Raw genomic sequence first — 21112 nt, 5'->3', positions numbered from 1 at the left:
GGCTACGGTGGTCACGTAGCGTGAAGGCGACCTCGGAGGTGCGTGGCATGCGGGCGATGTGGAAGGGCTCCGTGTCGTTCGGGTTGGTCAGCATCCCGATCCAGCTGTACGCGGCCACCGAGAACAAGAACGTCTCCCTGCGCCAGGTGCACGAGGCCGACGGCGGCCGCATCCAGTACAAGCGGTTCTGCACGATCGACGGCGCCGAGGTGCCCTACGCCGAGATCGCGAAGGGCTACGAGCTGCCCGACGGCGAGATGGTCGTCATCACCGATGCGGAGATGGCCGAGCTGCCGCTGCCGACGCAGCGCACGATCGACGTGCTGGAGTTCGTCCCGCTCGAGTCGATCGACCCGATCCAGTACGACCGGACGTACTACCTGGAGCCGCAGAAGAACGCGGTGAAGCCGTACCTCGTGCTGCGGGACGCGCTGCACAAGTCGAGCCAGGTGGCGATCGCCAAGGTCGCCGTGCGGCAGCGGGAGAGCATGGCGGTGCTGCGCGTGCACTCCGACGTCCTGGTGATGACGACGATGCTGTGGCCGGACGAGGTCCGCGAGCCGGACTTCCCGTTCCTGCGCGACGACCCGCCCCAGATCCGCCCCCAGGAACTGACGATGGCCGGCTCGCTGATCGACTCGCTCGCCGAGCCGGTGTTCGAGCCGGAGAAGTACAAGGACCACTACCGCGAGGCCCTCGAGGAGATGATCGAGGCCAAGGTGGCGGGCGACGAGACGACCAAGCCGGCGGCGGTGACGGCCAAGGCCGACGTGGTCGACCTGATGGCGGCCCTGCAGGCGAGCGTGGACGCGGCGAAGAAGTCCCGCGGCGCGGCGAAGTCCGCTTCGGACGACTCCGAAGAGGACGAGAAGCCGGCGGCGAAGAAGAAGCCCGCGACCCGGAAGCGCGCACCGAAGTCCGCCTGAAGCGCGCCTTGCGTGGTCCGCCACGACCTCGGATGGGTGGTCGTGCCGACACGCCGTCGTGCCGGTCCCGCGTTCGCGTGCTTCGCGGTGGTACCAAGGGGTGCGAGCACACCGGACACGATCGCGGAAAGGTGGACCGGTCATGGAGTGCGCCTCCTGTGACGCGGGAATCGACCACTGCCACGGCACGCTGGTGGTGCACCCGGAAGGCGGGTTCACGGAATGCACGGACGCGGCCTGCGCGGACGGTGACCGCGTCCGGCACGCATTGATCGTCGACTGCCAGGCGCTCGGCAGCGGGTGCGGGTGCGCCGCCGCGGCCGCGAAATCCCTGCTGCGCCAAGCTTCCTGAGCCTCCCGCCAGGACCCGTGAAGGCCTTTCCGGCCGGCGTCACCGTCGGCGGGGGAGGCCTTCCCGGGTTAGGAAGAGGTAAGGAGATAACCCGATCGTGTATGCAGCTGTGTACACGGGCAGGGCGATGTGCTAACACTAACGGGGTCCTTCGGCTCTCCCTCCCCCTCGGAGCCGGAGGACCCTTTACGTCCGGTCCGTTGTGGATCGGCCGAACGGCCTGGCGCGAGCGGCATCGCCGTCGCGCCAGGCCGTTCGAGGGTCACGGATCAGTACCAGTGCGCACGCCCGCCGATCCGGCGGCCGGTGCCGCCCAGGATGGCCAGTGCCACGCCGGCCACCGCGAGAATGATGCCGATGGTGTAAAGCACCGGGATTCCGACGATGAACCCGATGATGAGGAGAATTACACCGAGAACGATCACTTTGCACACACTCCTTCGCATGGGACCCGTCCGGCGTGCCGGCCGGGCGGATGCGCTGTCACCCGGAGGATGGCCAGTTTCCCGGGGCTCCAAACTGCGTCAAATGGAGCAACCCTGCGTCAGTACCGGTAGTGATCGAGCTTGTACGGACCTTCGACGTCGACGCCGATGTAGTCCGCCTGGGCCTTCGTCAGCTTCGTGAGCTTCACCCCGAGCGCGGCCAGGTGCAGCCGGGCCACCTTCTCGTCGAGGTGCTTCGGCAGGCGGTGGACGTCGGTGGCGTACTCGCCGGGCTTGGCGAACAGCTCGATCTGGGCGATGGCCTGGTTGGTGAACGAGTTCGACATCACGAACGACGGGTGGCCGGTCGCGTTGCCGAGGTTCATCAGGCGGCCTTCGGAAAGCACGATGATCGCGTGGCCGTCCGGGAACGTCCATTCGTGCACCTGCGGCTTGATTTCCTTCTTCACGATTCCGGGCAGTTTCGCGAGACCGGCCATGTCGATCTCGTTGTCGAAGTGCCCGACGTTCGCGACGATCGCGTTGTGCTTCATCCGGCTCATCTGGTCCGCGGAAATGATCCCGAAGTTCCCGGTCGTGGTGATGAAGATGTCGCCGTGGCCCACGACGTCGTCCAGTTCGACGACGTCCAGGCCGTCCATGGCCGCCTGCAGCGCGCAGATCGGGTCGATCTCGGTGACCGCGACCCGGGCGCCCTGGCCGCGCAGCGCCTCCACCGCACCCTTGCCGACGTCGCCGTAGCCGCAGACGACCACGCGCTTGCCGCCGATCATCACGTCGGTGGCCCGGTTGAGACCGTCCACAAGGGAGTGCCGGATGCCGTACTTGTTGTCGAACTTGGACTTCGTGACGGAGTCGTTGACGTTCATCGCGGGGAAGAGCAGCTCGCCGTCGCGGGCCAGCTTGTAGAGCCGCTTGACGCCGTTGGTCGTCTCTTCGGTGACGCCGCGGATTTCCTTGGCCATGCGGGTGAAGCGGTCACCGTCGGCCGCGAGGCTCGCGCGCAGCGTGTCGAGGATGATCCGGTACTCCTCGGGGTCCTCTTCGGACGGTTGCGGCACCGCGCCGGCCGCCTCGAACTCGGCTCCCTTGTGGACGAGCAGGGTCGCGTCGCCGCCGTCGTCGAGGATCATGTTCGGCGCCTTGCCGCCCGGGAAAGCGAAGAGCTGGTCGGTGCACCACCAGTACTCTTCGAGCGTCTCGCCCTTCCAGGCGAACACGGCGGTACCGGCCGGGGCGTCGACCGTGCCGCCGGGGCCGACGACGACCGCGGCGGCGGCCTCGTCCTGGGTGGAGAAGATGTTGCAGGACACCCAGCGCACTTCGGCGCCGAGCGCGACGAGCGTCTCGATGAGCACGGCGGTCTGCACGGTCATGTGCAGCGATCCGGCGACGCGCGCGCCCTTGAGCGGCTGCGCGGCGGCGTACTCCTCGCGGATCGCCATCAGGCCGGGCATCTCGTGCTCGGCCAGCCGCAGCTGGGTGCGGCCGGCCTCGGCCAGGGACAGGTCGGCGACGGCGAAGTCCAGACCGTTGCGGGTCTGCAGTTTGTCACTCATTCCTCGAGCTCTTTCCTGACTGCTGGGTTGCGGAACGCTCGGGAGGTGTCGCACGAACCAAAAAGGGCACCTCCCTCGCGGGAGGCGCCCTTGGAGTCGTGGTCCGGGCCGAGCGTGGCGGAATCGAATTCCGTCGCAGCGCCTCTCGGCCCGGAACCAGAATGGCAAAGCCGCCGGGAAGCTGTCAAGCGAGCGAGCGGGCCATGAGAACGTCGTCGACGTCCTCGCCGTCGACGTGGAATTCCCCGCGCAGCACGCCTTCCACGACGAACCCGCAGCGCTCGTAGACGCGGCGCGCCGCGGTGTTGTGACCGAGCACGCGCAGCGTCAGCTTGCGGGCACCGCGCCGCCGCGCCTCGGTCACCGCGGCGTCCACGAGCCGGCGGCCGAGGCCGAGCCCGCGCCGGTCCGGGTCGACGGCGAGCCCGCCGACCACGCGGACGTGCCGGTGCGCCGGGATGCCGAACCCCTCCTCGAGCCAGACGTAGCCGGCGACCACGCCGTCGTGCTCGGCGACGAGGACGTCTTCGGGCCGGGTGCCCTCGTCGAAGAACGGGGTGCCGGGCCGGGGCGGGGGAGCGGGTGAGGACGCCGAGGTCCAGGTGCGCTCGTCGAGCTTGGCGAGCGCGGCTTCGTCGTCGGCGCGGGCCGGGCGGACCGCCGTCATGCGAGCTCCTGCGGGTCGCGGTTGCCTTCGGTACCCATGCTCCGCACCGTAACGGTCAGGCCGGGTCCGCTGCGCCGGTGACGACCGGGCGCGAGCAGCGGCGGGCGCACGGGGGTGGAGTCCTGCGGGAAGCCGTCGGTCACAGGGGAATCGTGGCGCAGCCCGGAACGTCCCGGGAAGGGATTTAGGCCGTCAGTGGCTCAGACGAGGTGCGCGCGCCGCCAGATGGCTTCGGAGCGTCCGCCGATCAGTCCCGCTTCGCGCAGGAACGGCACGATCTTCTCGGCCATCCAGCGCCGGGTCTCGTGGAAGTGCGGGTTGGCCAGCGCCGCGGCCCGGCCTTCGCGCGGGTCGATCCCGACGCTGCGGTACACCCGCGGGTCGATCATGCTGTCGATGACGCCGAACGCGACGAGCGCGGTCCGCACCCGGTGCCGCTGCAGGGCCGCCTTCGACAGCTTCGGCGTCTCCCGCAGCACCTCCTCCTTGGCGAACCGGACGTGCCGGGCCTCCTCGACCACGTGGATGCGGTTGACCGAGCGGATCAGCGGCTGGATGCCGTCGTCGTCCATCATCGAACGCTGCAGCCGGTCGGTGGTCTCCTCGGCGACCAGCACGCTGGCGAACATCGACGGCCCGGCGGCCGTCGCGCCGAACACCTTCGCGGCGCGGTGCACGACCTTCGGGACGCCGTAGCGCGGCACGCCGAGGCGTTCGGCGGTGCGGGCGAACATCACGGAGTGGCGCGTCTCGTCGCCGATCTCCGTCATGGCGTACTGGGCGTGTTCGGTGCGCGCGTCGAGGTCGAAGACGTAGCGGGCGAGCAGCTGCATCAGGACGATCTCGAACCACAGGCCGACGCTCATGATGCTGGCGATCTCGTGCTTGGACAGCTCGATCCGCTGCTCGGGCGTCAGCCGCGCCCAGAGGTCGGTGCCGTGGAGGGAGACGCGCTCCAGCGGCATGTACGCCTTGCCGTCGGCGAGCGGCGCGGCCCAGTCGATGTCGACGTACGGGTCGTAGGAGTTCTTCGCGGAGCTTTTGAGCAGGCGAGCCGCGGTGACGTCCCGGTCCTGGGCTTCGACGCCCATGGCGACCTCCGAAAGTAGGGGGTACGCGGTGTACTAGTTACTTGCGGCGAGCGTACACCCGCGCACGGGTCTTGAGTAGGCTTCCGGGGTGACCAAGGTCGACGGACGGGCGACGCGCTGGGCGGGCCAGCAGGAACGGCGCCGCGCGGAGTTCGTCGACGCGGCGCTGGCGGCGATCGCCGAGCACGGCCCGGACGTCTCGACCGAGCAGATCGCCGAACGCGCCGGCGTCGCGCGCACCCGTCTCTACAAGCACTTCGACGACGCGGCCGACCTCCAGCGGGCGATCGCCGGGCGCGCGGCCGAGCTGGTCACCGCCGAGCTCCAGCCGCTCTGGCACCCCTCGGGCTCGCCGAACGAGATGATCTCGACCGTGATCTCGACCCACCTGCGCTGGCTGACCGAGCACGTCCACCTGCACCGCTACCTGGCCCGCGCGGCGCCGGGCCCGACGGACGTCCGCGGCACGATCGCCCGCCACCTGAGCCGGCTGTTCTCGGGCTACCTGACGGCGTTCGGGCTCGACCCGGCCCCGGCCGACACCGTCGCGTTCGGCCTGGTCGGCTACGTCGAATCGGCGACGACCCGCTGGCTCGACCACCCGGGCACGCTCAGCCTCGAGCAGCTGACCGCGCAGCTCAGCGGGTCGATCTGGGCGATGCTGGACCACACGCTGCGCGCGGGCGGGGTGAAGCTGGACCCCGACCGGCCGTTGCCGCTGCCCGACGGGCTCTAGTCTTCGCGCGAGAATTCGGCCCGCACGCCCAGCAGCCGCACCGCGCGGGTCAGCTCGAACATGCCGAGCACCTCCTGCGCGGCCCGGTCGATCTCGTCGGCGTCCGACGTCGGCGCCGGCAAGGTGATGCTGTGGGTGTGGGTCAGGAACGGCACGAACCGGACCTTGACCGCGACCCGCGCCGCCGGGCGGCCTTCGTCGAGCACGTCCTGCGAGACGCGCTTCGCGAGTGCCGACACCTCGGCCGCCATCTCCGCGGGGTCCGTGAGGTCGCGCTGGAACGTCGTCTCGCGGCTGCGTGAGCGGGCCACCCAGGGGGTCGCGCTGACCTCCGCGTCGCTGATGCCGCCGCCGAGCAGCCGCAGCCACGGGCCGGTCTTGGGGCCGAACCGCGCCGCGAGCTCCGCCGCGTCCGCGCCGGCCAGGTCGAGGACCGTGTGGACCCCGAGCTCGGCGAGCTTCTTCGCCGTCTTCCCGCCGATGCCCCACAGCGCGTCGGTCGGGCGCGCGGCCATGACCTCCCACCAGTTCGCCTGCGTCAGCCGGAAGATCCCGCCCGGCTTGCCGAACCCGGTGGCGAGCTTGGCCCGCAGCTTGTTGTCCCCGATCCCGACCGCGCACGACAACCCGGTCTCGCGGGCCACCGCCTCCTTGATCGCGGCCGCCAGGGCCTCCGGGTCGTCGGCCTCCGCCCCGACGAACGCCTCGTCCCAGCCGAGCACCTCCACCACGACCGGGAACTCCCGCACCACGGCCATCACGTGCTCGGACACCTCGAGGTAGGCCGGCGGGTCGCTCGGCAGGAAGACGGCGTCCGGGCAGCGCTTGGCGGCGATCCGCAGCGGCATGCCGGACTGGACCCCGAACTCGCGGGCCTCGTAGGACGCGGTCGCCACGACGGCGCGTTCCGCAGGGTCGCCGTTGCCGCCGACCACGACGGGCCGCCCGCGCAGCTCCGGGCGGCGGGCGATCTCGACCGCGGCGATGAACTGGTCGAGGTCGACGTGCAGGACCCACTTCACGGGCCCAGTCTGCCTCAGAACGTCAGACGCGGTGGCGTGCCACGTGGGTCCAGACGGTGCCGGTCAGGGCGACGATCCCGCAGAGCGTCACCCCGGGGTCGGGCAAGACCAGGCCGAGGACCAGGAGAGACACGGCGACGACGTCGAAGCCGATCAGCAGGGCGCTCCGGAGGGCGCGCGACTTCGGGCGCTTGCCGTCGCGCAGCGCGGCGGCCAGGTCGGGGTCACTGAGCTCGAGGTTCCGCTCGATCTTCTCGAGCTCGGTGCGATCGTGGTGGCTGAGCATCGGGGTACTCCTTCGGCGCCGAACCCGCCGTATCGCCAGAGCGAATACCCAATAGTCCCCCCGGCGAACCGCCAATCGCCTTCTCATTTCGTGCTTTTTGCTGCTCCGACCGGGTGATCCGCGCTCCGTGACCGGTCCCGGTCACGCTAGGTTCGCCGTGCACGAGCCGGTCAGGCCGGCTTCGCGCCGGGACGTGGCCGGTCAGGACCTTCAAAAAGCGGAGGACTCGATGACCCTGCCCACCGAGCCGATCGGCAGCATCCCGCGTCCGGACTACCTCGTCGAGGGGCTCGGCGAGTTCGCGGGCGGCCGGATCGACGCCGCGGCGCTCACCGAGCTGGAGAGCCGCGCGCTGGCCGACACGATCAAGCGCTTCGAGGAGACCGGCTCGCCGGTGCTCACCGACGGCGAACAGGGAAAGCCGAGCTTCGCGACGTACCCGCTGGCCGGGCTCGAGGCCCTGGCCCCGGACGGCGTCGTCATCCCGTTCGCCGACGGGCACACCCGGCAGCTGCCGCGCCTCACGGCGGGCCCGTTCCGCTACGCGACCCACGCCGATTCCTATCTGACGCGCGCGAAAACCCTCACGGACAAACCGGTCAAGCAGGCCGTGATCGCCGCGTCGGCGATCTCCCTGATCTACCCGGGCGACGGCATCGAGGGCTACTCGCAGGAGCAGTTCGTCGCCGACCTCGTCGACGAGGCCGAAGCGGACATCCGCCGCAGCCTGGACGCGGGCGCGGCCAGTGTGCAGATCGACTTCACCGAAGGCCGGCTGTCGCTGAAGCTCGACCCGTCGGGCGGGCTGCTGCGGCAGTTCGTCGATCTGAACAACGCCGTGCTCGACCGGTTCACGGCCGAGGAGCGCGCGAAGATCGGCGTCCACACCTGCCCGGGCGGTGACCAGGATTCGGTGCACAGCCTCGATGTCGACTACGCGGGCCTGCTGCCGACGCTGTTCCAGCTCAAGGCGGGCACCTTCTACGTCCAGCTCGCGAGCGAGGCCGAGCCGACCCGCGCCCTGCAGGTGATCGCCGACCACCTCCAGGCGGACCAGCGGATCTTCGTCGGCGTCATCGACCCGATCGACCCGCGCGTCGAGACGCCGGAAGAGGTCCGCGACCGCGTGCTCACCGCGGCGAAGTACCTGCCGGCCGACCGGCTCGGCACGTGCGACGACTGCGGGTTCTCGCCGTTCGCCGACGACACGTCGACGTCGCGCGACATCGCGTTCGCCAAGATCAAGGCGCGCGTCGAGGGCACGCGGCTGGCGGCGGACCAGCTCTGACGGCCGGGGCCCCTCACGCCGTTTCGGCAGCGACCTTGAGGCCGAGCGCCACGAGGACGCTGCCGAGCACGGCGTCGAGGGCCCGCCGGACGCGGCCGTCGCTGAAGAACCGCCGCAACGCGCCGACCACGACGGCGAGCGCGCAGAACCACAGCACCGTGCCGACGGTGGCGATGGCGGCCAGCTCGAGCGTCTGCAGGGTGGAGCCGTCGGCGGGCAGGAACTGGGGGAGCAGCGCCAGGAAGTACACGGCGACCTTGGGGTTGAGCAGGTTGGTGAAGAGCCCCTGCCGGAAGGCGGCGCCGGCCTTGAGCGGCTTGGCGTCCCGGGCGGCCCCGAGGTCCCGGTAGTCACAGCGCCGCACGGCGAGCCACGCCTTGACGCCGAGGAACACGAGGTAGGCGGCCCCGACGAGCTTCACGACGCTGAAGGCGACGGCGGACGCGGTGAGCACGGCGGCGACCCCGAGCGCGATGGCGACGACCCAGGCGAAGACCCCGAGCGCGATCCCGGCCCCGGCGGCGATCCCGGCCCGCCGACCCCCGCTGAGCGACGTCCGCGTCACGACGACGAAGTCCGGCCCGGGCGACATCGCCCCGAGCACGACGACGAGCAGGAACGAAGCGGCGGTGGCACCGGGGATCATGGCCCGAGGATACGAGACGGGCGCCACCGGTTTTCCGTCGTGAGGCACCGGACACCCGCGTCCGGGAAGAAGCCGCGCGCCCGCTGTGTTCGATCAAGTGACGTGCGACCCGGTCGGCGGTGTCCGATGTGCACCTTCGGTAGGGTCGATTCCGGTGACGGAGGGCAGGAGACGGCATGACGGTGGCTGAGGTGCGGACGCGGGTGCGGATCCCGCTGCGGCTCGGCGGGGTCGCCGTCGATGCCGAGGCCGTCACCTTCCGCGGTCTCGCCGACGACGGTGAGCACCTCGCCTTCGTGCTGGGGACGCCCGGTGCCGTGCCGCTCGTGCGGCCGCACTCCGAATGCCTGACCGGGGACGTCTTCGGGTCCGCGCGCTGCGACTGCGGGCCGCAGCTGGCCGAGGCGGTCGAGAAGATCTCCGAAACCGGCGGCTACCTGCTCTACCTGCGCCAGGAAGGCCGGGGGATCGGGCTGTACAACAAGCTCGACGCCTACGCCCTGCAGGACGGCGGCCTCGACACCTACGCCGCCAACGCCGCGCTCGGCCTGCCCGAGGACGCGCGCGACTACACCGTCGCCGCGCAGATGCTCGAGGCGCTGGGCGTCGGCGAGGTCGATCTGCTGTCCAACAACCCGGACAAGGCGGCGCAGCTCGAAGCCGCCGGGATCGTGGTGCGCGACCGGGTCCCGACCGGCGTTTTCGCCACCGAGAACAACGTCCGCTACCTGCGGGCCAAGGCCGAGCAGACCGGGCACACCCTGCCGGGGCTGGCCAGCTAGGCCAGCCGCTGGGCCGCCGCCGCGGCGGGGCCCGTCGTCAGCTTCTCCAGCAGTCCGATCAGGACGGTCTGCTCGTCCGCCGTCAGCGAGGCCGCCCAGGCGCGCTCGCGCGTGTTGTGCGCCTGGTAGGCGTCCGTCACGGCCGTGTGGCCCGCTTCCGTCAGCGTCAGCCGGACCGCGCGGCGGTCTTCGGGCACCTGGGTGCGCGTCACCAGGCCGTCCCGCTCCAGGGTCTTGACCAGCGCCGACACCGCCGCGCGGCTCATCCCCGCCAGCCGGGCCGCGTGCCGGGACTCGAGCGGGCCCGCGAGCCACAGCACGAACAGCACCCGGAAGCCGCCCCAGCTCAGGCCGCGCGGGCGGTGCACCGTCGACTCCCAGTCGTAGACCAGCGCGCCGGCCAGCCGGTGCAGCGTGAGCCCGAGGCGCATCGCGACGGGGTCGGTGTCCGGCAGTTCCGCCTTCGTCTTCCCGATCGCGTAGTCGACGAACGAGAGGTAGTCGAGGTCTTCGGCCGGTCGGTCGGTCATGCGGCCCAGATTAGGCGAAGGGGTTCCGCGCGCCGCCCCGGCGGGCTAGGGTGACCCGCGAGATAGTCAAACCTTTGACGATCAGAAGGAGCGCTCGCCGTGACGAAGAAAGCCTTCGCCTCTTCGGCCGACCTGGCGGAGAAAGCGCAAACCCTCGAAGTGCTCGCCGACGGCGTGTACGCGCTCACCGCCGAAGGCGACCCCAACATCGGCGCGATCGAGGGCGAGGACTTCCTCGTCTGCTTCGAAGCGCTGGCCACGCCGGTCGCCGCGGCCGAATGGCTCGAGAAACTCCGCGAGCACACCGACAAACCCGTGCGCTACCTGGTGCTGAGCCACTACCACGCGGTGCGCGTGCTCGGCGCGTCCGCCTTCGACGCCGACGTGATCGTCGCGCACGAGAACACCCGGGCCCTGGTCGCCGAACGCGGCAAAGAGGACTGGGAGAGCGAATTCGGCCGGATGCCGCGCCTGGCCAAGGCCGCCGACTCGGTGCCGGGTCTGACCTGGCCGACGCTGACCTTCTCCGACCGCCTCACCATCGACCTCGGCGGCGACCGCGGCGACCTCGTCCTGCAGTACTGCGGGCGCGGCCACACCGAAGGCGACATCGTGGCGTGGCTGCCGCGCCAGAAGATCCTCTACGCCGGCGACCTCGTCGAAGCCGAAGCGGCGCTCTACACGGGTGACGCGTTCCACCGCGAATGGGCGTCGTCCACTTTGGACCGCGTCGGCGCGTTCGGGGCGGAGACGCTGATCGGCGGCCGCGGCGGGGTGAGCCGCGGGGCCGGAGCGGTCGACGCCGCCATCGCGCAGACCCGGCACTTCCTGGCCACGATGATCCGCGAGGTCGGCGCGGTCCGCGACGCCGGCGGCACGCTCAAGGAAGCCTTCGAACGCACCCACGCGGCACTCGCCGGCCAGTACGGGCAGTGGCCGATCTTCGAGCACTGCCTGCCCTTCGACGTCTCGCGGCTGTGGGACGAGCTGGGCGGCATCGAACGGCCAGTGGTGTGGACCGCCGAACGCGACCGCGAAGTCTGGGACCAGCTGCAGGGCTAGATCGATGACAGTTGCGGTCCTCGGCAGCGGCCCGGTCGGCCAGACGGCCGCGCTGCTGCTCGCGCGCTGGGGCGTGCCGGTGGTGCTCGTCGACGAGCACGAGGTGCGCGACCCCGTGGGGTCCAAGGCCATCTGCCAGCAACGGGACACTTTGGACGTCTGGGCCTCCCTCGGCGCGGGCCGCCTCGCCGAGGAGGGCCTCACCTGGACGACCGCGCGGACGTTCCACCGCGAAGCCGAGCTGTTCTCGCTGAAGCTGCCCGACGGCGGGTCCGCGCTGCCGCCGTTCGTCAACCTCTCGCAGGCACGCGTCGAGGAGGTCCTCGACGAGCTGATCGCCGAGCAGCCGCTGATCGACGTCCGCCGCGGCCACCGCGTCACCGGGCTGACCCAGCCCGGCCGGGTGGTGGTCGAGTGCGCGACCGCGAACGGGCCGCGCACGATCGAAGCCGACTACGCGATCGCGTGCGCCGGCGCGCGCGGCGACACCGTGCGGCGGGCCCTCGGACAGCACCTCCGAGGCGTGTCCTTCCGGGACCTGTTCCTGATCTGCGACATCCGGGCCGACCTGCCGGGCTGGGCGGCCGAGCGGCGGTTCTACTTCGACCCGCCGTGGAACCCGGGCCGCCAGGTGCTGATCCACCCGTGCCCGGGCTCGGAGTTCCGGATCGACTGGCAGGTCCCGGAGGACTACGACCTGGCGGCCGAGGAATCGGGCGGAGCGCTGGAAAAGCGGATCCGGGCGATCATCGGCCCGGCGCCGTACGAGGTCGTCTGGCGCTCGGTCTACCGCTTCCACACCCGGCTCGTCGAACGGATGCGCGTCGGGCGGGTGCTGCTGGCCGGCGACTGCGCGCACCTCGTCGCGCCGTTCGGGGCCCGCGGCCTCAACTCCGGGGTGGCCGACGCGGAAAACGCGGCCTGGAAGCTGGCCTGGGTGCTCCGCGGCGACGCGGGGGAGGACCTGCTGGAGAGCTACCACACCGAGCGGCACGCGGCGGCGGAGGAGAACGCGGCGGTCACCACGGCCACGATGGACTTCCTGGTGCCGCAGGACGACGGTCAGCGCGAACGCCGGCTGGACGTCCTCACGCGCGCGGCGCACGACCCGGCCGCCTGCGAGCAGGTGGATTCGGGGCGGCTGGCCGAGCCGTACTGGTACGCGGATTCGCCGTTGACGACCCCGGACCCGGCCCGCCCGTTCGCCGGACGGCCGCCGCGCGGGGCCTTGCCGCCGCCCGGCCCCGGCGTGCTGCTGCCGGACGTGACCGTCGCGAGTGGACGGTTGCGTGACCTGGCCCGCCAGGGGTTCCTGCTGCTGACGACGCCGGGGGTCGAGGCCGGGATGCGGTCGGCCGGGATCCCGGTGGGTGGCGCGCTGGGTGCGCGTCCGGGCGAGGCCTGGCTGGTCCGCCCGGACGCGTACGTCGCCGCGGTGTTACGGGTAGGCGACCAGCGGGCTGACCTGGTGCCCGGTGTTCGCGGCGTCACCGGCGTCGTTGATCACGCGGGCGATCGTGCCCACGCCGCCGAGTGACACCGACACGAGGTCGTGGAACCGGACCCCGGAGGTGTTCGGCACCTCGAAGGAGTGACTGGCCACAATGGACGGGTTGGTGTTGAAGAAGCAGTAGCTGCCCAGGCCCCAGCCTTCGTGGCTGGTCACCGAGTCGGCCACCTTGTACGCCGCCCAGCCCTGCCGGCCGCCCCCGCTGGACCAGGACGCCTGGTCCGGCGGGTCGTACGGCATCTCGTTCTGGAAGAAGTACGTCCGCCCGCCGTTGCCGTTCCAGAGCACCTCGTACTGCTGGTAGTGCTCGACGAACAGGCCGTACATCGTCACGTTCGCGCCGTTGACGACCAGGCCGTTCGCCGCGGTGTTGACGTTCCAGCCGACGCCGTTCGAGTGGTCGCCGCGCCACAGCCACATGTGGTCGCCGATGACGTTGTTCGAGTTCACCACCAGCGTCTGCGTGGCCTTCCCGACGGCCGCGCCGCCGATCCTGAAGAACACGTCGTGCAGCGACGTCGGGTCGGCCGCGTGGCCGGCGGCCGAGCCCGGCTGGCCGACCTGCACGAGCACCGGCGAGTTCACCGCGCCGGCGTCGATCAGCAGGCCCGCGATCTTCACGCCGTCCACATCGGACGTCGTGATGGCCGCGTTCCCGTTGGTGGGCATCAGCGTCGCGAGGCCGAGGCCGAGCACCACGGTGTCCGGGCGCGTGACGTTCAGCGCCTGGTCGAGGTGGTAGACACCCGGCGTCACCAGCAGGTTCTTGCCCGCGGCCAGGGCGGCGTTGAGCGTCGCGGCCGAGTCGGACGGGTGCGCGACGTAGAACTCGCTCAGCGAGATCGACTGCCCGGCCGGGGTGCCGTGGCCCCAGCTGGTGCCCTGCGAGTTCTGCCGCAGGGCCGGGACGAACACGTTGTAGCTGCCCGAGCCGTCGACGTAGAGGAACGGCTTCTCCCGGATCACCGGGGTCTGGCCGACGACCGTCTCGGGCGGGTTCGGGAACGACTGCGCCGGTGTGCCGGTCGAGCCGACGAACACCATGTTCCAGACGCCGCCCTGCCAGCCGCCCAGCTCGCTGTTGCGGGTCAGGAACTGCTGCTGCGAACCGGAAACCGCGACGCCGTCGATCTTGCTGTCGGCGATCAGGCCGCCGCTGGCCCAGCCGTCACCGCCGTTCCACAGCTGGATCTGGCTGCCCTTGAGGTGCATCCGGCGGTAGGGTGCGGCTTGCGCGACGGCCCAGCGTTCGACCTGGCCCGCCGGCAGGGTCACCGACAGGTTTTCGGCGGAGCGCCAGAAGTTCTGCGTCGCGTTGCCCTTGTTGTTCGGGTTGTCGCCCTGCTGCAGCCAGTCCGCCTCGACGCGGACGTGGCCGTTGAGGTTGACGTCGTCGGGGGACAGGCCCAGACCCGCGACCTGCTCGTAGAAGCCGAGGTTGACGTCGGCGTCGTAACTGCCCGGCTTGAACAGCACGGCGTAGCGCTCGTTGCCGAACTGGTTGGTGTGCTGCTGGTCCGCGATCTGCGTCAGCCGGTTCTGGATCGTCGCGGCCGGGGTCGACGGGTCGAACACCGACACGTTCGGCCCGAGGTCCGGGTTGCGCGGGTCGGTCGGCGGGATGGTCGTCCCGCCGCCGGTGCCGTGCACGGCGACCTCCCAGAGGGAGTAGCCGTAGCCGGTCGCCCGCTGGGTGCCGTAGACGCGCAGGTAGCGCGCGGTGCCGGAAAGGGACACCGTCTGCGTGCCGCCGGTGCCGGTGGTGGTCGAGTACGCCGTCGTCCAGGTGCTCGCGTCCGGGGACAGCTGCACGGTGAACGCTTTCGCGTAAGCGGTTTCCCAGGTGAGCACCACGTCGCAGAGCGACTGGGCGGAACCCAGGTCGACCTGCAACCACTGCGGGTCGCTGAACGCGCTGGACCAGCGCGTCCCGGTGTTGCCGTCGACCGCGGCGGACGCGGGAGTGCCGCCGTTTTCGGTCGAGGACGCGGTCGCGGGGTGGCCCTGCGCGAGGTTGGTGGTGCCGCACGCGGCGGCCTGCGCCGGTGCGGAGCCGACCACCATCGCGGTGGTCAGCCCGGTGACGAGGGAAGTCGCGAGGACGAGGAAACGGGAGAACGTCGTTGATCTCATCGGCCTGCCTGCTGATCGGGGGGAAGACGTGCGAAGCGGGCCGGGCGAGCCCCACAGCTCGCGCCGGCTCGGGTGGTGCGGCGGGTCCGCGGCCGGGCACCCGCCCGGCGCCGTGAGCCGGAGGAGCGGTACCGGGTGGTGCGAGGCGTGCGAACCAGTCAGCCCGAAAGTGTGCGTGTGACGGGGAACCGGGTCCGGGTGGCGGTCACGGAACCGGTTCCAGCGGCTCGAAGTCAACACCGCGGGGTTCGGCGGAGTCAAGGTTCCGGCGCGGATTCGTTCTCCCGGACCAGTCCGCGGCGTGGTCCGCGACCGTCCGGCGCAGCGTCGTTGACATTTTCCGACTCTTTATTTATATCCTGAACTAAGAGCGTGCCGCCGAGCGGGACCCACACCCGCGCGGCCGACCACGTGAGCCGATCCGCGCCGGGGCAAGGCCGCTCCGGTGCCGGTTCGCCGTGGAGGTGCCCATGCAACGCCGCATGCCGAGAACCCGGGTTCTCGCCGTCCTCGTCCTGACCCTGGCCGCGCTCTTCACCGCGCCGGTGGCCCAGGCCGCCCCCGTCCTGCTCTCGCAAGGCCGTCCGGTGACGGCGTCCTCGACCGAGTCCGTCGCGTTCCCGGCGTCCGCCGCGGTCGACGGCGACACCGGGACGCGCTGGTCCAGCGCCTTCAGCGACCCGCAGTGGCTGCAGGTCGACCTCGGCTCCACCCAGCAGCTGTCCCAGGTCGTCCTGAACTGGGAAACCGCCTACGCCAAGGCGTTCACGATCCAGGCGTCCGCCGACGGCGCGACCTGGAGCACCCTCTACTCGACCACCACCGCGACCGGCGGCACCCAGACCCTGTCCGTCGCCGGCAGCGGCCGGTACGTCCGGCTCACCGGCACCCAGCGCGCGACGCAGTACGGCTACTCGCTCTGGGAGTTCCAGGTCTACGGCGGAGGCGGCACCACGCAGCCCGGCGACGTCCTGCTCTCCTACGGCAAGTCCGGCAGCGCGTCCTCGTACCAGGACGACGGCGCCTGCCCGGGCTGCGTCCCGGCGAAGGCGTTCGACCACGACCCGGCGACGCGCTGGGCGACCAGCGCGACCACCGGCTGGGTCGACCCGGGCTGGATCAGCGTCGACCTCGGCGCCACCGCGGCCGTCCACCAGGTGGTTCTCCAGTGGGACCCGGCGTACGCGGTCGCGTACCAGATCCAGGTGTCCAACGACGGCGTGAACTGGACGTCGATCTACTCGACCACGACCGGCAAGGGGTTCAAGGAGACGCTGACCGTCAACGGCTCCGGCCGGTACGTCCGGATGTACGGCACGGCCCGGTCCAACGGCTACGGCTACTCGCTGTGGGGCTTCGACGTCTACGGCACCGGCGGCAACCCGACGACCCCGCCGCCCGCGCCGCCGGCCCCGCACTTCCCGGGCACCCTGGTCTGGAGTGACGAGTTCAACGGCGCCGCGGGTGCGGCCCCCGACGCGAGCAAGTGGACCGCCGAGACCGGCCCCGGCGTCAACAACGAGCTCGAGTACTACACGAACAACAACAACGCCAAGCAGGACGGCCACGGCAACCTCGTCATCCAGGTCCGCCGCGAAGCGACGCCGGGCAGCGCGTGCCCGGTCGACCCGGTCAGCGGCAGCGGCACCTGCCAGTACACCTCCGGCCGGATCAACACCGCGGGCAAGTTCAGCTTCACCTACGGGCACGTCGAGGCGAACATCAAGGTGTCCGGCACGCAGGGGCTCTGGCCCGCGTTCTGGTTGCTGGGCGCCAACTTCTTCAGCGGCACGCCGTGGCCCAACTGCGGCGAGATCGACATCATGGAGCACGTCGGGAAGTCGCCGAACCTCGCCTACTCGACCATCCACGCGCCCGCGTACAACGGCGCCGGCGGCATCGGGGCGCCCTTCGATCTCGGCCAGGACGTCTCGGCGGGCTTCCACAAGTTCGGGCTCGACTGGGACGCGAACCACATGACCTTCTCCGTCGACGGCACCGCGTTCGAGACGATCAACCGCGACACCGTCGAGTCGACGCGGGGGCCGTGGGTGTACGACCACCCGTTCTTCCTGATCCTCAACAACGCCATCGGCGGCGACTTCCCCGGCCCGCCGGGTGCCGGGACCGTGCTGCCGCAGGACATGGTGATCGACTACGTGCGGGTCTACCAGTGAGGCGGCTCGCGCTCGGCGTGGTGGTCACCGTCGCGCTCGTCATGCCGGTGCCCACCGCTCAGGCGGCTCCGACGCTGCTCTCGCAAGGACACGCCGTGACCGCGTCCTCGACCGAGAACGCCGCGTTCCCGGCGTCGGCGGCGGTCGACGGCGACCCCGGCACCCGCTGGTCCAGCCAGGCGGCCGACCCGCAGACGCTGCAGGTCGACCTCGGCGCCTCGCGCACGCTCGACCAGGTCGTCCTCCAGTGGGAGGCGGCCTACGCGACGGCGTTCACGATCCAAGCCTCGGCCGACGGTAGCCAGTGGTCCACTGTGTACTCGACGACGACCGGCACCGGCGGCACGCAGACGCTGCCGGTGTCCGGCACCGGCCGGTACGTCCGCCTGACCACCACCCACCGCGCGACCCAGTGGGGCGTGTCGCTCTGGGAGTTCCAGGTCTACGGCGACGGTGCGTCGCAGGCCTGCGGCAGCGCGAACGCGGCGCTGCGGCAACCGGCGACGGCGTCCAGCGTGCAGTCCGGCGCCTTCCCGGCAAGCGCGGCCTTCGACGGCGACGGCGGGACTCGCTGGTCGAGCCTGGCCGCGGACCCGCAGTGGATCCAGGTCGACCTCGGCAGCGCACGCCCGGTCTGCGGCGTCGACCTGACCTGGGAGACGGCGTACGCCGGCGCGTACACGATCCAGCTCTCCACCGACGGGACGTCCTGGACCACGGCGGCCACCGTGACCGGCGCGGGCGGCACCGAGCACCCCGCGGTGTCCGGGACCGCCCGCTACGTCCGCATGAACGCGACCGCGCGGGCCACCCAGTGGGGCGTGTCGCTGTGGGAGTTCGCGGTGCACACGTCCGACAGCGCCCCGCCGGCCACCGGGTGCCCGTGGGTGGGTTCGACCGCGCCGGTGGCGGACCGCGTCACCCAGCTCATGGCCGCGATGTCCCCGCAGCAGAAGGTGACGGTGCTGCACGGCAACGGCGCGACCGGGCCGTACATCGGCAACACCGACGCCGTGCCGGAGCTGTGCATCCCGGCACTCGGCCTGCAGGACGGCCCCGCCGGGGTCGGCGACGGCCTCGACGGCGTCACCCAGTTCCCGGCGCCGGTGTCCGCGGCCGCGACCTGGGACACGGCGCTGATGAACCGCTACGGCAGCGCGATGGGTGCCGAGTTCGCGGGCAAGGGCGTCGACATCGCGCTCGGCCCGACGATCAACCTGGTCCGCGACCCGCGCTGGGGCCGCGACTTCGAGACCTACGCCGAGGACCCCTACCTCGCGGGCGCGGCCGGGACGGCGACGATCCAGGGCATCCAGAGCCAGGGCGTGATGGCGCAGGCCAAGCACGCGGCCGCGTACAACGTCGAGGCCGGGGCGTCGCGCGGGACGCCGTCGGACAACGTGATCGTCGACGACCGGACCCTGCACGAGCTGTACCTGCCGGCGTTCCAGCAGGTGGCGAGCCAGGGCCAGGTCGCGTCGATGATGTGCGCCTACAACCGGATCAACGGCGTCCCGGCGTGCCAGAGCGCCGGCGTGCTCACCCAGGCGATCAAGCAGGACGCGAACTGGGGCGGGTTCGTCGGCTCCGACTGGGGTTCGGCGACCGGCGGCGCCCGGCAGCTGGCCGACGGCGGGCTCGACATGGAGATGCCCGGCGGCGCGTTCTTCGGCCAGGGCCTGCTCGACGCCGTCTCGCGCGGCGAGGTCACACAGGCGCGCGTGGACGACATGGTCCGGCGGGTGCTGACGCAGATGGTCAAGTTCGGCGTGTTCGACCGGGCCCGGCGGGGGACGCCCCAGTCGGTCGTGACGAACGCGGCGAACGTGACGACCGCGCGGGACGTCGCGGCGGCCGGGTCGGTGCTGCTGAAGAACAACGGCGTGCTGCCGCTGACCGCGTCGACGAAGTCGATCGCCCTGTCCGGCGGGGACGGCATCGACCCGCAGAACATCGGCGGCGGCAGCGCGAAGGTCAACCCGTCGCCGGCGTCGGTGAACCCGATCGACGGCATCAAGGCGCGGGCCGGCTCCGGCGTCACGGTGTCCTATGTGGACGGGGCGGGTGAGCACGTCCGGACGCCGGACATCCCGGCGGCGGTGGCGGCCGCTCGCACGGCCGACGTCGCGGTCGTGTTCGCCAGCTACGGCGAATCCGAGACCCAGGACCTCGACACGATCGACCTGCAGTTCCAGCAGAACGATCTGATCGACGCGGTCGCTTCGGCCAACCCGCGCACGGTCGTCGTGCTGAACACGGGGTCGGCGGTCACGATGCCGTGGCTGTCGAAGGTCGCCGCGGTCATCGAGGGCTGGTACCCGGGGCAGGAGAACGGCAACGCGCTCGCGTCGCTGCTCTACGGCGACGTCAACCCGTCGGGAAAGCTGCCGGTCAGCTTCCCGAAGCAGGTCGCCGACCTGCCGACGGCGAACGTCCAGCAGTTCCCCGGCGCGAACGACCGGATCGAGTACTCCGAAGGCCTCAACGTCGGGTACCGGTGGTACGACAGCCAGAACCTCGAGCCGCTGTTCCCGTTCGGCTTCGGCCTGTCGTACACGACGTTCGGGTTCTCGAACCTGGTCGTCACGCCGCAGGGCACCAACGGCACGGCCACCGTGACGGCGACGGTGACCAACACCGGCACCCGCGCGGGCGCCGACGTCGTCCAGCTCTACGTCGGCCAGCCCGCGGGCAACGGCGAGCCGCCCAAACAACTGAAGGGGTTCAAGAAGGTGCAGCTCAACCCGGGGCAGAGCGCCCAGGTGTCGTTCCCGCTGACGCCGCGGGACCTCGCCCACTGGACCGGTGCGTGGACGACGAACGCGGGCCAGTACCGCGTCTACGTCGGTGATTCCTCGCGCACCGTCCCGCTTTCGGCGGCGCTGACCGTCTCCTGAGTCGACTCCCGGATCACCAGGGAAGTCGGGACGATCAGCGGCTCGTCCGGCCGAGGTGCCCCACCCAGCAGGGCGAGCAGCTGCCGGGCCGCCGTCTCGCCCATCTGCCGCAGCGGCTGGCGGACGGTGGTCAGCGGGGGCTGGGTGTGCGCGGCCAGGGGGATGTCGTCGAAGCCGACCACGGCGACGTCCGCCGGCACCGCACGCCCGGCCTTCCGCAGCCCGGCCAGCACGCCGGCCGCGGTGAGGTCGTTGTGGGCGAAGACGGCGTCGAACGGCGGCCCGGTCGCCAGCAGCTGGAGGATCGCGGCCTCGCCGCTTTCGCTCGTGAAGTCGCCTTCGATGATCAGGTTCGGGTCCAGCACGAGACCGGCTTCGCGGATCACGTCGCGGAATCCGGTGAGCCGGTCGGTCGTGCAGCCGAAATCGCGGGGCCCGGTGACCGTCGCGAGCCGGGTGCGGCCGGTGCCGAGCAGGTGCCGGGCCGCGGCCGCGCCGCCGTCGCGGTTGCTCGTGCCCACCGACGGGAACGCGGGCCGGCGGCCGCGGTCGTCGATCACCACCACCGGCAGCCCGGAGTCGTGCAGCACGCGCAGGTGCCGCACGGCGTCCGGGGGCTCGACGAGCAGCAGCCCGTCGAACGCCTTCGCCGACACCTGCCGCGAGAACTCGTCGAGGGAGTCGGCGCCGCGGTTGGCCGTGGACAGCAGCAGGCCGTAGCCCTTCGCCTCCACGACGTCGGCGACGCCCTGCAGCACCTCGCCCATCCACGGCCAGGTCAGCCCGGGGACGAGCATGCCGACCGTGCGGGTCACGCCGCGGGCCAGCCCGACCGCGCCGGCGCTCGGGATGTACCCGGTCGCCGCGATCACCTCGCGCACCCGGATCGCGGTCGCCGCGTCCACATCGGCCTTGTTGTTGAGCACCCTCGACACGGTCGTCTTGCTCACCCGCGCGCGGCGGGCGACCTCGGCGATCGTGACGCGCATCCGTCCTCCCGGG

20 protein-coding genes and 1 riboswitch are annotated in these 21112 nt (G+C 71.4%); of the genes, 9 read left to right on the top strand and 11 right to left on the bottom strand.

Annotated elements, in window-relative coordinates; translation table 11 throughout:
- Positions 1-47: 47 nt before the first annotated feature.
- Both ku and ACWEN0_RS46585 read left to right on the top strand, forming a co-directional pair.
- Positions 48-926 (top strand): non-homologous end joining protein Ku, encoded by an 879-nt coding sequence (ku, locus tag ACWEN0_RS46590; protein WP_451988018.1) that lies wholly within the window; start codon positions 48-50, stop codon positions 924-926.
- Between the two features lie 142 nt (positions 927-1068).
- Entirely contained in the window at positions 1069-1278 is a 210-nt protein-coding gene (locus ACWEN0_RS46585; protein WP_451988016.1) for a hypothetical protein, read from the top strand.
- A 269-nt stretch (positions 1279-1547) separates the two neighbouring features.
- Here the strand turns inward: ACWEN0_RS46585 and ACWEN0_RS46580 are convergent, their stop codons facing one another.
- The 5 genes from ACWEN0_RS46580 to ACWEN0_RS46560 all read right to left on the bottom strand — a co-directional run bounded on the left by ACWEN0_RS46580 (position 1548) and on the right by ACWEN0_RS46560 (position 5041).
- On the bottom strand, positions 1548-1703 hold the full coding sequence (locus ACWEN0_RS46580; protein ID WP_086678182.1) for a hypothetical protein: 156 nt from the start codon (positions 1701-1703) through the stop codon (positions 1548-1550).
- A 119-nt stretch (positions 1704-1822) separates the two neighbouring features.
- A complete protein-coding gene (gene ahcY, locus ACWEN0_RS46575) occupies positions 1823-3283 on the bottom strand; it encodes an adenosylhomocysteinase (RefSeq protein WP_451988014.1) in 1461 nt (486 codons plus the stop codon).
- Positions 3284-3358: 75 nt separating this feature from the next.
- Positions 3359-3436: riboswitch (S-adenosyl-L-homocysteine riboswitch) on the bottom strand.
- Between the two features lie 31 nt (positions 3437-3467).
- On the bottom strand, positions 3468-3950 hold the full coding sequence (locus ACWEN0_RS46570) for an N-acetyltransferase family protein (RefSeq protein ID WP_451988012.1): 483 nt from the start codon (positions 3948-3950) through the stop codon (positions 3468-3470).
- The gene (locus ACWEN0_RS46565; protein ID WP_451988010.1) at positions 3947-4093 is read right to left on the bottom strand and encodes a hypothetical protein; all 147 of its coding nucleotides are present in this window, start codon (positions 4091-4093) and stop codon (positions 3947-3949) included. The genes ACWEN0_RS46570 and ACWEN0_RS46565 overlap by 4 nt, the downstream gene beginning before the upstream one ends.
- 57 nt (positions 4094-4150) lie before the next feature.
- The gene (locus tag ACWEN0_RS46560) at positions 4151-5041 is read right to left on the bottom strand and encodes an AurF N-oxygenase family protein (protein ID WP_451988008.1); all 891 of its coding nucleotides are present in this window, start codon (positions 5039-5041) and stop codon (positions 4151-4153) included.
- Positions 5042-5129: 88 nt separating this feature from the next.
- Between ACWEN0_RS46560 and ACWEN0_RS46555 the strand changes: the two genes are divergently transcribed.
- Positions 5130-5777: a TetR/AcrR family transcriptional regulator gene (locus tag ACWEN0_RS46555; RefSeq protein WP_451988006.1), complete on the top strand. Its 648-nt coding sequence runs from the start codon at positions 5130-5132 to the stop codon at positions 5775-5777.
- On the opposite strand, the gene ACWEN0_RS46550 is transcribed toward ACWEN0_RS46555, so the two are convergent.
- Both ACWEN0_RS46550 and ACWEN0_RS46545 read right to left on the bottom strand, forming a co-directional pair.
- Positions 5774-6799 (bottom strand): DNA polymerase IV, encoded by a 1026-nt coding sequence (locus ACWEN0_RS46550; RefSeq protein WP_451988004.1) that lies wholly within the window; start codon positions 6797-6799, stop codon positions 5774-5776. The genes ACWEN0_RS46555 and ACWEN0_RS46550 overlap by 4 nt on opposite strands.
- 22 nt (positions 6800-6821) lie before the next feature.
- Positions 6822-7085: a DUF3040 domain-containing protein gene (locus ACWEN0_RS46545; protein ID WP_451988002.1), complete on the bottom strand. Its 264-nt coding sequence runs from the start codon at positions 7083-7085 to the stop codon at positions 6822-6824.
- A 229-nt stretch (positions 7086-7314) separates the two neighbouring features.
- On the opposite strand from ACWEN0_RS46545, the gene ACWEN0_RS46540 reads away from it, so the two are divergent.
- Positions 7315-8373, top strand: a complete 1059-nt coding sequence (locus ACWEN0_RS46540; RefSeq protein WP_451988000.1) for a cobalamin-independent methionine synthase II family protein — start codon at positions 7315-7317, stop codon at positions 8371-8373.
- Between the two features lie 13 nt (positions 8374-8386).
- On the opposite strand, the gene ACWEN0_RS46535 is transcribed toward ACWEN0_RS46540, so the two are convergent.
- Positions 8387-9019, bottom strand: a complete 633-nt coding sequence (locus ACWEN0_RS46535; protein WP_451987998.1) for a LysE family translocator — start codon at positions 9017-9019, stop codon at positions 8387-8389.
- A gap of 176 nt (positions 9020-9195) precedes the next feature.
- Here ACWEN0_RS46535 and ACWEN0_RS46530 point away from each other — a divergent pair, with 176 nt between their 5' ends.
- Entirely contained in the window at positions 9196-9801 is a 606-nt protein-coding gene (locus ACWEN0_RS46530; protein ID WP_451987996.1) for a GTP cyclohydrolase II, read from the top strand.
- Here the strand turns inward: ACWEN0_RS46530 and ACWEN0_RS46525 are convergent.
- Positions 9798-10331 carry a MarR family winged helix-turn-helix transcriptional regulator gene (locus ACWEN0_RS46525; protein WP_451987994.1) on the bottom strand — a complete coding sequence of 178 codons (534 nt, stop codon included), beginning with the start codon at positions 10329-10331 and terminating at the stop codon, positions 9798-9800. The genes ACWEN0_RS46530 and ACWEN0_RS46525 overlap by 4 nt on opposite strands.
- Positions 10332-10430: 99 nt before the next feature.
- Here ACWEN0_RS46525 and ACWEN0_RS46520 point away from each other — a divergent pair, with 99 nt between their 5' ends.
- Entirely contained in the window at positions 10431-11393 is a 963-nt protein-coding gene (locus tag ACWEN0_RS46520) for an MBL fold metallo-hydrolase (protein WP_451987992.1), read from the top strand.
- Between the two features lie 4 nt (positions 11394-11397).
- Entirely contained in the window at positions 11398-12930 is a 1533-nt protein-coding gene (locus ACWEN0_RS46515; RefSeq protein WP_451987990.1) for an FAD-dependent monooxygenase, read from the top strand.
- On the opposite strand, the gene ACWEN0_RS46510 is transcribed toward ACWEN0_RS46515, so the two are convergent.
- Positions 12832-15036: a discoidin domain-containing protein gene (locus ACWEN0_RS46510; protein ID WP_451987988.1), complete on the bottom strand. Its 2205-nt coding sequence runs from the start codon at positions 15034-15036 to the stop codon at positions 12832-12834. The two genes, ACWEN0_RS46515 and ACWEN0_RS46510, sit on opposite strands and share 99 nt — an antisense overlap.
- Positions 15037-15518: 482 nt before the next feature.
- Between ACWEN0_RS46510 and ACWEN0_RS46505 the strand changes: the two genes are divergently transcribed.
- Together ACWEN0_RS46505 and ACWEN0_RS46500 are read left to right on the top strand one after the other, a co-directional pair.
- Entirely contained in the window at positions 15519-17213 is a 1695-nt protein-coding gene (locus ACWEN0_RS46505) for a discoidin domain-containing protein (protein WP_451987986.1), read from the top strand.
- Between the two features lie 41 nt (positions 17214-17254).
- Positions 17255-20110 (top strand): glycoside hydrolase family 3 C-terminal domain-containing protein, encoded by a 2856-nt coding sequence (locus ACWEN0_RS46500; RefSeq protein ID WP_451988080.1) that lies wholly within the window; start codon positions 17255-17257, stop codon positions 20108-20110.
- On the opposite strand, the gene ACWEN0_RS46495 is transcribed toward ACWEN0_RS46500, so the two are convergent.
- On the bottom strand, positions 20053-21099 hold the full coding sequence (locus ACWEN0_RS46495) for a LacI family DNA-binding transcriptional regulator (RefSeq protein WP_451987984.1): 1047 nt from the start codon (positions 21097-21099) through the stop codon (positions 20053-20055). The two genes, ACWEN0_RS46500 and ACWEN0_RS46495, sit on opposite strands and share 58 nt — an antisense overlap.
- Positions 21100-21112: the final 13 nt, after the last annotated feature.

It is taken from the genome of Amycolatopsis sp. NPDC004378 (genome assembly GCF_053602455.1).
This window is presented reverse-complemented; position numbering and strand designations above follow the sequence as displayed.

Coding starts and splice junctions, on each gene's coding strand:
- ACWEN0_RS46530 (WP_451987996.1), top strand. CDS start 9,196: ATGACGGTGGCTGAGGTGCGGACGCGGGTGCGGATCCCGCTGCGGCTC.
- ACWEN0_RS46535 (WP_451987998.1), bottom strand. CDS start 9,019: ATGATCCCCGGTGCCACCGCCGCTTCGTTCCTGCTCGTCGTCGTGCTC.
- ACWEN0_RS46540 (WP_451988000.1), top strand. CDS start 7,315: ATGACCCTGCCCACCGAGCCGATCGGCAGCATCCCGCGTCCGGACTAC.
- ACWEN0_RS46545 (WP_451988002.1), bottom strand. CDS start 7,085: ATGCTCAGCCACCACGATCGCACCGAGCTCGAGAAGATCGAGCGGAAC.
- ACWEN0_RS46500 (WP_451988080.1), top strand. CDS start 17,255: ATGCCGGTGCCCACCGCTCAGGCGGCTCCGACGCTGCTCTCGCAAGGA.
- ACWEN0_RS46560 (WP_451988008.1), bottom strand. CDS start 5,041: ATGGGCGTCGAAGCCCAGGACCGGGACGTCACCGCGGCTCGCCTGCTC.
- ahcY (WP_451988014.1), bottom strand. CDS start 3,283: ATGAGTGACAAACTGCAGACCCGCAACGGTCTGGACTTCGCCGTCGCC.
- ACWEN0_RS46585 (WP_451988016.1), top strand. CDS start 1,069: ATGGAGTGCGCCTCCTGTGACGCGGGAATCGACCACTGCCACGGCACG.
- ACWEN0_RS46525 (WP_451987994.1), bottom strand. CDS start 10,331: ATGACCGACCGACCGGCCGAAGACCTCGACTACCTCTCGTTCGTCGAC.
- ACWEN0_RS46515 (WP_451987990.1), top strand. CDS start 11,398: ATGACAGTTGCGGTCCTCGGCAGCGGCCCGGTCGGCCAGACGGCCGCG.
- ACWEN0_RS46570 (WP_451988012.1), bottom strand. CDS start 3,950: ATGACGGCGGTCCGCCCGGCCCGCGCCGACGACGAAGCCGCGCTCGCC.
- ku (WP_451988018.1), top strand. CDS start 48: ATGCGGGCGATGTGGAAGGGCTCCGTGTCGTTCGGGTTGGTCAGCATC.
- ACWEN0_RS46495 (WP_451987984.1), bottom strand. CDS start 21,099: ATGCGCGTCACGATCGCCGAGGTCGCCCGCCGCGCGCGGGTGAGCAAG.
- ACWEN0_RS46510 (WP_451987988.1), bottom strand. CDS start 15,036: ATGAGATCAACGACGTTCTCCCGTTTCCTCGTCCTCGCGACTTCCCTC.
- ACWEN0_RS46505 (WP_451987986.1), top strand. CDS start 15,519: ATGCCGAGAACCCGGGTTCTCGCCGTCCTCGTCCTGACCCTGGCCGCG.